General features: G+C 39.7%; 9 protein-coding genes. 4 read left to right on the top strand and 5 right to left on the bottom strand.

Features of this window, described 5'->3' with window-relative positions:
* The first annotated feature begins 120 nt into the window (after positions 1–120).
* The 4 genes from QZ565_RS06670 to QZ565_RS06655 all read left to right on the top strand — a co-directional run bounded on the left by QZ565_RS06670 (position 121) and on the right by QZ565_RS06655 (position 3,058).
* On the top strand, positions 121–447 hold the full coding sequence (locus tag QZ565_RS06670; protein ID WP_000273858.1) for a PadR family transcriptional regulator: 327 nt from the start codon (positions 121–123) through the stop codon (positions 445–447).
* A complete protein-coding gene (locus tag QZ565_RS06665) occupies positions 434–1,027 on the top strand; it encodes a DUF1700 domain-containing protein (RefSeq protein ID WP_020902112.1) in 594 nt (197 codons plus the stop codon). Before QZ565_RS06670 ends, QZ565_RS06665 begins: the two co-directional genes overlap by 14 nt.
* Positions 1,020–1,931, top strand: a complete 912-nt coding sequence (locus QZ565_RS06660; protein ID WP_295527292.1) for a DUF4097 family beta strand repeat-containing protein — start codon at positions 1,020–1,022, stop codon at positions 1,929–1,931. Before QZ565_RS06665 ends, QZ565_RS06660 begins: the two co-directional genes overlap by 8 nt.
* A 62-nt stretch (positions 1,932–1,993) precedes the next feature.
* Positions 1,994–3,058, top strand: coding sequence for a DUF6574 domain-containing protein (locus tag QZ565_RS06655; protein WP_295527289.1), 1,065 nt, complete (start codon positions 1,994–1,996; stop codon positions 3,056–3,058).
* A 70-nt stretch (positions 3,059–3,128) separates the two neighbouring features.
* Here the strand turns inward: QZ565_RS06655 and QZ565_RS06650 are convergent, their stop codons facing one another.
* The 5 genes from QZ565_RS06650 to QZ565_RS06630 form a co-directional block, all read right to left on the bottom strand.
* A complete protein-coding gene (locus tag QZ565_RS06650) occupies positions 3,129–3,989 on the bottom strand; it encodes a DUF4299 family protein (RefSeq protein WP_295527287.1) in 861 nt (286 codons plus the stop codon).
* A 121-nt stretch (positions 3,990–4,110) separates the two neighbouring features.
* Positions 4,111–5,097 (bottom strand): rhodanese-related sulfurtransferase, encoded by a 987-nt coding sequence (locus QZ565_RS06645; protein WP_020902652.1) that lies wholly within the window; start codon positions 5,095–5,097, stop codon positions 4,111–4,113.
* A 131-nt stretch (positions 5,098–5,228) separates the two neighbouring features.
* Entirely contained in the window at positions 5,229–5,525 is a 297-nt protein-coding gene (locus QZ565_RS06640; RefSeq protein WP_295527283.1) for a bacteriocin immunity protein, read from the bottom strand.
* A gap of 68 nt (positions 5,526–5,593) precedes the next feature.
* Complete coding sequence (locus tag QZ565_RS06635; protein ID WP_295527280.1) at positions 5,594–6,283, bottom strand: CPBP family intramembrane glutamic endopeptidase; 690 nt, start codon at positions 6,281–6,283, stop codon at positions 5,594–5,596.
* A 235-nt stretch (positions 6,284–6,518) separates the two neighbouring features.
* Complete coding sequence (locus tag QZ565_RS06630; RefSeq protein WP_295527277.1) at positions 6,519–8,000, bottom strand: ABC transporter substrate-binding protein; 1,482 nt, start codon at positions 7,998–8,000, stop codon at positions 6,519–6,521.
* Positions 8,001–8,091: the final 91 nt, after the last annotated feature.

Here is an 8,091-nt window from a genome sequence, read left to right as displayed (position 1 = left end):
GAGTTTTTTATATATAAAATTTTTACACATATTTCTTGACAGGGCTTTCTTTTAGATGTACAATGTATGTATAGAAAAATTATATATAAAAATCTTACACATTAGAAAAGGAGGTTCCCCATGTACTTTCCAACATCCTCTGCCTTGATTGAATTTCTCATCTTGGCTGTACTGGAGCAGGATGATTCTTATGGTTATGAGATTAGCCAAACCATTAAGCTCATCGCTAATATCAAAGAATCTACACTCTATCCTATCCTAAAAAAATTGGAAGGCAATAGCTTTCTGACAACCTATTCTAGAGAGTTCCAAGGTCGCATGCGCAAATACTACTCCTTGACAAATGGTGGTATAGAACAGCTCGTGACCCTAAAAGATGAATGGGCACTCTATACAGACACCATTAATGGCATCATAGAAGGGAGTATCCGCCATGACAAGAACTGAATACCTGACTCAGCTAGAACTCTATCTCAAAAAACTGCCTCAGGCTGACCAAATTGAAGCCATGGACTATTTCAGGGAACTCTTTGACGATGCTGGAGTCGAAGGAGAAGAAGAACTCATCGCTAGCTTGGGAACTCCTAAAGAAGCAGCTCACGAAGTTCTCTCCAATCTTCTCGATAAAAAAATCAATGAAGCACCCGCTCAAAAGAATAACAGACAAATTTTGCATATCGCCTTGTTAGCTCTCCTTGCAGCCCCCATCGGCATTCCTCTGGGAATCGCCATCCTCGTGGCTCTGTTCGGAATCCTTGTGGCTGCTTTGACTGTCATTCTGGCTTTCTTTGCGGTTTCCATACTAGGTATCATCGGCGGATTCCTATTTTTAGTTGAAAGTTTCACTGTCTTAGCCCAAGCTAAATCAGCCTTTATCTTGATTTTCGGTTCTGGTTTACTGGCTATCGGTGCTTCTTCACTAGTCTTACTAGGTATTTCCTATGTAGCCCGCTTCTTCGGCCTACTCATTGTTCGCCTGGTGCAATTTGTTCTCAAAAAAGGAAAGAGAGGTGACCAGCATGCGTAAATGGACAAAAGGATTTCTCATTTTTGGTGTGGTGACTACCGTTATCGGCTTTATCCTGCTTTTTATAGGTATCCAATCTGACGGAATCAAGAGCCTACTTGCCATGTCCAAAGAACCTGTCTATGATAGTCGGATGGAAGAGATGACCTTTGGCAAGGAAGTCGAAAACCTAGAGATTACGCTCCACCAACACGCGCTCACCATCACAGACTCTTTCGATGATCAAATCCACATTTCTTATCATCCATCTATTTCTGCTAACCATGATCTTATCACCAATCAGAACGATAAAACGCTGAGCCTCACTGATAAGAAACTGTCTGAAAGTCCGTTTCTCTCTTCTGGAATTGGCGGGATTCTTCATATCGCAAGTAGCTACTCTAGTCGTTTTGATGAAGTTATTCTCCAATTGCCAAAAGGAAGAAGCCTAAAAGGAATCAACATCTCAGCCAATCGCAGACAAACCACCATCATAAATGCTAGCCTTGAAAATGCGACCCTCAATACAAACAGCTATCTCCTCCGAATTGAAGGAAGTCGTATCAAAAACAGTAAACTCACAACCCCTAATATCGTCAATATCTTTGATACAGACCTTACAGATAGTCAGCTAGAGTCAACAGAGAAGCACTTCCACGCTGAAAATATCCAAGTCCATGGTAAGGTTGAACTGACTGCCAAAAAGTATCTCAGAATCATCCTAGACCAGAAAGAGAACCAACGAATTAACTGGGACATCTCAAGTAACTATGGTTCTATCTTCCAATTCACAAGAGAAGAGCCTAAATCAAGAGGTACGGAATTAAGCAACCCTTACAAAACTGAAAAAACCGAAGCCAAGGATCAACTCATTGCTAGAGCTGATAATGATATTGAGCTAACATCCATACCAAACAGACGTTGACAAAAGCGCTTACATTTGCTACTATGGAAGCATATTTATCTAACTAAAAAGGAGGTTCTACCATGAAACAAGAATGGTTTGAAAGTAATGATTTTGTAAAAACAACAAGCAAGAACAAGCCTGATGAACAAGCCCAAGATGTTGCAGACAAGGCTGAAGAAACTATAGCCGATCTCAATACGCCAATTGAAAAAAATACTCAAGTAGAGGAGGAAGTCTCTCAAGCTGAAGTCGAACTGGAAAGCCAGCAAGAAGAGAAAATTGAAACGCCTGAAGACAGTGAAGCGAGAACAGAAATAGAAGAAAAGAAAGCATTAGATTCTACTGAAGAAGAGCAAGATCTTTCTAAAGAAACAGAAAAAGTCACTATAGCTGAAGAGAGTCAAGAAGCACTTCCTCAGCAAAAACCAACCACGAAAGAGCCCCTTCTTATCAGTCAATCCTTAGAAAGTCCCTATATCCCCGACCAAGTTCCAAAATCTACGGATAAATGGAAAGAGCAAGTGCTTGATTTTTGGTCTTGGCTAGTGGAAGCTCTCAAATCTCCTACAAGCAGTCTTGAAACAAGTAGCACACACAGTTATACAGCCTTCATCTTGCTCATTCTGTTTTCTGCATCCTCCTTTTTCTTTAGTATCTACCACATCAAACATGCTTACTATGGACATATAGCAACTATGCATAATCACTTCCCTGAACAATTTGCTTCATTAAATCTCTTTTCGATTATCTCTATCCTAGTAGCAACAACACTCTTCTTCTTTTCATTCCTCTTGGGTAGTTTCGTTGTGAGACGATTTATCTACCAAGAAAAGGACTGGACCCTAGAAAAGGTTCTCCAACAATATAGTCAACTCTTGGCAATTCCAATCATCCTCACTGCTATTGCTAGTTTCTTTGCCTTCTTTGATAGCCTACGATTTACAGCCCTCTTGTGTGTGATTAGCATTGGAATCATTCTGCTTGCTAGTCTCCATATCATTACAAGACCAAGTCAAGCAAGTGAAACCGACTCCTTCTATCAATTATTCTTGTCTGTCCTTGTGAACGGAGTCATTATCCTCCTCTTCTTTGTAGCTGAAGTGGCACTGATTGGAGATTATCTCCGTATCTTGGCCTTTCTTTAAGATTCAATCCTGTCATCCATGGCAGGATTTTTTCTATATCAAAAAGCAAGTCAATTGACCTGCTTCTGCATTACTTTTCTTGTGCTAATGTTTTAAAATCTTGTTCTGGGATGGGTTGTACTTCTAATTGATTGGCATCTAGTTGGTGGTAAAATTCTGATGGTAGTGACTCTAGGAACTTTGCATAGTCCAAGCGAGCGATAGCTTCATAGTCTTCAGGTTTAGAGCCATCTCCTGTGATTTGAACCAAGTCAATCTCCCACTGCACTTCCTTATCCACCAATTGCTCCATATAGGCCGCAGGAACAAATGGTTCTCTCGGTAATACTGTCTTGACTCCTTGAGCCAGATGGTAAACACCGTGAACTTGTCCTTCTCCATCCTGATAGAAGGAAACTTTTGCAAAGTAGGCATCTGTCTCTTGAACCGCACGCACACGCGCTTCAAACTGTGCCAAGCCATCTTCCTCTAAAAAGCTTTTCAAATCCTCATGACTAAAGAAAACAGGATTAAAAATTCCTTGGCAAATCGTAAAACGGGCTGCAGCGTCTGTCAGATGTGCTTGAATACTTGCTTGGAAATAAGCTTCAAAATCAAAACCATCTAGTCCTTCAATCTCAGTTCCTGTATAAGCAAGCAGAGCATCTAAAAATGATTTGATAATCTGCCAGTCTGTCTTCGTGAGTAGGTCAGGAAGATCGACACGGTAAGCCTTTTGACCATCAGCATAACTGACCTTAAAGAGAAATTGCGATTGCCCCACTATCGCACACTCGATATACTCGAGACGGTTAAGAGGCTGACGGAGATAGACAGCATCATAGCTATGTGACTCCAAACCATCTACCAAGGCCAAGACGGACTTGGCAGTCAAAATCTCTTGTTCTCCTAAAATGCTCTGTTTATTTGGAATAAAAAATGTTTTCGTCATAACTGGACTCCTTTGAAATCGTTTACATATAGTATACCTTATTTTCCTGAAAGATACAGAAACAAACTTTAGATTTTTGAGTAAAAAGCATAGAAAAACAGCCCCTGAGGACTGTTTGATCTTATACAGTAGCTGCTTGATCCAAGCTTTCACCGATAGCGGCTAGGCGCTCGACAACTTCAGCTTGTGTCAATTCATTTTCTGAAACATAGCGGTTACGTGGGTGAACACGGCACTCGTGTGAGCATCCACGAAGGTACTTGTCTTCATTTTCTTCTGATGTCAAGATACGACGGTTACAGAATGGATTTCCACAGTTGACATAACGTTCACATGGTGTTCCATCAAACCAGTCTTTCCCTACGATAGTTGGGTTGACATGGTTAACATCTACGGCAATACGCTCGTCAAAGACGTACATTTTCCCATCCCAAAGTTCACCTTGGACTTCTGGATCTTTACCATAAGTTGCGATTCCTCCGTGCAATTGGCCAACATCTTTGTAGCCTTCACGAACCATCCAACCTGAGAATTTCTCACAGCGAACGCCACCTGTACAGTAAACCACAACACGCTTGTCCATGAATTTTTCCTTGTTGTCACGAACCCATTGTGGCAACTCACGGAAGTTGCGGATGTCTGGGCGGATAGCCCCACGGAAATGTCCTAGATCGTACTCGTAATCGTTACGTGTGTCAAGGACAACTGTATCTTCGTCAAGAAGGGCTTCTTTGAACTCTTTTGGAGACAAGTAAGCACCTGTTGTTTCAAGTGGGTTGATGTCGTTGTCAAAGTCGTTGTCTTCCAAACCAAGGTGGACAATTTCTTTCTTGTAGCGAACAAACATCTTCTTGAAGGCTTGTTCATTTTCTTCGTCAATCTTGAACCAGAGATCTTCCATGCCTGGGAGGCTGTGAACGTAGTCCATGTATTTTTGAGTTGTTTCGTAGTCACCTGAAACTGTTCCGTTAATTCCCTCGTCAGCGACTAGGATACGGCCTTTAAGGCCGATTGATTTACAGAAAGCCAAGTGGTCTGCAGCAAATTGCTCTGCATTTTCAATTGGAGTATAAAGGTAGTAAAGTAAGACACGAATATCTTTTGCCATAAGATTTGTTCTCTTTTCTATTCTTAAATTTTCAGAATTTTTCATCTAACTATACTAGTATACCTGCTTGAGAAAACGAATGCAATTTATTTGACTGGAAATTGTAGAAAGGGATTTATCCCTGCATTTCGTCAGTAGCCATAGCGAATAGCAGATAGTTCTCTCAATTTTTTGATCTGCCTAGCTTGACTTTCTGACAACATCAGCTTATTGTCAATCAACACACGTGAGATGTCAACATTCATTTGGCTCAATATAAAAGGAGTAGAAGTCCCATCGTCCTTCAATCTTCTTTGATAAGTAACTAATTGATTTTTCAAGGGAGTCAATTGAGGCGTATCCTTTATATCTTCCAATAGATGATTTATGATCGTCATGGCTTCACAACGTCTTTCACTGCCTCCGGCAAACCATTTTAATGTTGTCATACTCATTTACCTCCTGAAACTCGCTTATAAATTGAAAAACTATAATTCCTAACTCTCATGCCATTATTTTACCCAAACACCCTGTGTAAAAAAGTCAGCAAAAATGGTAATGTTGCGAAAATATTATTGATCACATGCACCGCATAGGAAGGATAAATGCTCTTGGTATAGCGGGTCAAACTAGCAAAGATGATGCCAGATGTTGCAAAGACGAAGATATCTAACAAACTAGGCAGGCTTGAAAAATGAGGAAGAGCAAATAAAATTGACGGAAGAAGCAAATCAAGGCCAAATCTCGAATGCTTAAAAAAGGCGTGTTGCAGTAATCCTCTATAGATTAGCTCTTCCATAAGTGGAGTCAGAAAGAACAAAGTTATATAGATACCTAGCTCAGCAAAGTTGGTCCCACTATAACCGATCAATACGGCCCAACCTTCAGCAGTTGACTGAACATGTTTAGCTGTCTGAACGTTAAAAGAGATCTGGAGCACTACCACTAATACTGTCAAAATCGAATACCAAAGCCATTTTTTTCTCGGAATGCGAAAAAGATAGCCGTGCCCTGTCTTAAACAGAATCCAAATCATGACTCCACTAAATAGCAAACTCAAGAGATTTTGAATCCAGACGAAATTGCCAATCTGGGAAGAAAATTGCCAATAATTTTGGACGATAAGCGTTAGCTGAGAAAGGCCAAATACGAAAAATAAGTAAGACAAGACTGCACTTATTTTGAATAGAAGTTGATACTTTTTCATGTGAACCCTCCTTTGTAAACTTGGAACATCTCTAATATAAGCCATAATTTCCTAAATCCTTACTCTAAATCCTAAATGGTGCTTAAGATTTCCTGAATGGTTAAAATAAGGGAAATGAGAAACAGAAATATCTATGTCTTTATTTCAAAAAATCACTGCCTTCCCCAGATAAGTCTGAGGAAAACAGTGATTACATTTTTAGGAATTAGGAATGAATACACGAAATCAATTGATCTTATGATTTTTTGTTTTTCAAGAATTCATCGTATTGTTTTTGCATTTCGTTCAATACTTTATCGTAGGCACCTTCAGATTTCAATTTTTCCATCAATTCTGGAATAGCTTTGTCTGGGTCTACAGTACCAGTGTTGATAGCTGTATCGAATTGTTGCATTGTGTTAGAGATTGCTGAGATTTCAGATTTCACATTGTCAGTGTTAAAGATGAATCCAAGTGCTGGAGATTCTTTAGCTTCAGCCAATTGTTTCTTAGAATCTTCGATTTGTTGGTCTGTAACGTTTTCGTTGATGTAAAGAATCCAGTTGTTACCAGTGTTCCATCCACCCATGTGAGTGTTTCCTTTGTAGCCATCAAGGACTTTAACACGGTTTTCTTTACCTGCAATTTTTTCCCAGTTCTTGCCTTCTGGACCATAAACAAGACCATTCAAGAGTTCTGGGTTAGTGTTCAAGAGGTTCAACACTTCCATTGATTTTTCTTTGTTCTTAGAGTTGTTTGAGATAACAAAGTTAGCAACTTGTGTTGTTTGGTTTTTCTTGATGAAGTTAGTGATTGGTTTGATTTGGATATCTTTATTCGCAACACGTGAAAGCAAGCTGTTACCGTAGTCAGCTGGTCCTACTGTTTCTTCACGAACGAACCAAGTATCTTGTTGAAGGTCAAATGAAGTATCGCTTGTTGCTACGTCTTTTGGAATGTATCCAGCTTCATAGAATTTGTGAAGAGTCTTCAAGTGTTCTTTGAAACGAGGCACTTCGTAACGGTTTACGATCTTAGTAGTGTCCCCTTCAAGGTCGATAACGAATGGAAGTCCGTTTGGAACTGGGTAGTCAAAGTTATCAGATGGGATGAAGTTCTTAGTAACCGCAAATGGCACTACATCTGGAGCTTTTTCTTTGATTTGTTTCAAGACTGGTTCAAGCGTTTCATATGAAGTGACACCTGAAATATCGATACCGTATTTAGCAAGAAGAGTTCCGTTGAAAGCGAAGTTTTGAGATGATGCAACGTTGGCTGCAACTGGAACTGCGTAAATTTTACCGTTAATGCTGTTACCTTTGATGTAAGCTGGGTCAAGCGCTTTGTAAAGCTCTGCTCCTTCTTTCTTGTACAAGTCAGTCAAGTCAGCATAAGCACCTTTTTGAGCATTTACAACATAGTTAGATGCAAAGGCGATATCATAGTTTTCACCAGATGATGTGATAACTGACATTTTCTTATCATAGTCACCCCATCCAAGATATTGGATATCCAATTTAGCACCAACTTTTTCACCGATGATTTTGTTGGCATTTTCTAGCAATTCATCCAAGTTATCTGGTTTGTCACCGATTTGGTACATTTTGATAACAGGTTTTTCACCTGAAGCTGAGTCAGCAGCTTTTTTGTTACCTGAAAGGTTTCCACAAGCAGCGAGACCAGCAGCCAAAGCGACTACGCTAGCAGATGCAAAAGCATATTTTTTCCAGTTTTTCATGACAAAAACTCCTTTTTTTATTTTTAAACTTATAAACAATGTAATGATTTTATACTCAATGAAAATCAAAGAGCAAACTAGGAAACTAGCC

The sequence above is a fragment of the uncultured Streptococcus sp. genome (genome assembly GCF_915066115.1).
In the GTDB taxonomy this organism is placed as follows: domain Bacteria; phylum Bacillota; class Bacilli; order Lactobacillales; family Streptococcaceae; genus Streptococcus.
Note: the sequence above shows the minus strand (reverse complement) of the source record. Positions and strands in the feature narration are given on the sequence as shown.

Coding starts and splice junctions, on each gene's coding strand:
- QZ565_RS06630 (WP_295527277.1), bottom strand. CDS start 8,000: ATGAAAAACTGGAAAAAATATGCTTTTGCATCTGCTAGCGTAGTCGCT.
- QZ565_RS06640 (WP_295527283.1), bottom strand. CDS start 5,525: ATGACAACATTAAAATGGTTTGCCGGAGGCAGTGAAAGACGTTGTGAA.
- QZ565_RS06635 (WP_295527280.1), bottom strand. CDS start 6,283: ATGAAAAAGTATCAACTTCTATTCAAAATAAGTGCAGTCTTGTCTTAC.
- QZ565_RS06645 (WP_020902652.1), bottom strand. CDS start 5,097: ATGGCAAAAGATATTCGTGTCTTACTTTACTACCTTTATACTCCAATT.
- QZ565_RS06650 (WP_295527287.1), bottom strand. CDS start 3,989: ATGACGAAAACATTTTTTATTCCAAATAAACAGAGCATTTTAGGAGAA.
- QZ565_RS06670 (WP_000273858.1), top strand. CDS start 121: ATGTACTTTCCAACATCCTCTGCCTTGATTGAATTTCTCATCTTGGCT.
- QZ565_RS06655 (WP_295527289.1), top strand. CDS start 1,994: ATGAAACAAGAATGGTTTGAAAGTAATGATTTTGTAAAAACAACAAGC.
- QZ565_RS06665 (WP_020902112.1), top strand. CDS start 434: ATGACAAGAACTGAATACCTGACTCAGCTAGAACTCTATCTCAAAAAA.
- QZ565_RS06660 (WP_295527292.1), top strand. CDS start 1,020: ATGCGTAAATGGACAAAAGGATTTCTCATTTTTGGTGTGGTGACTACC.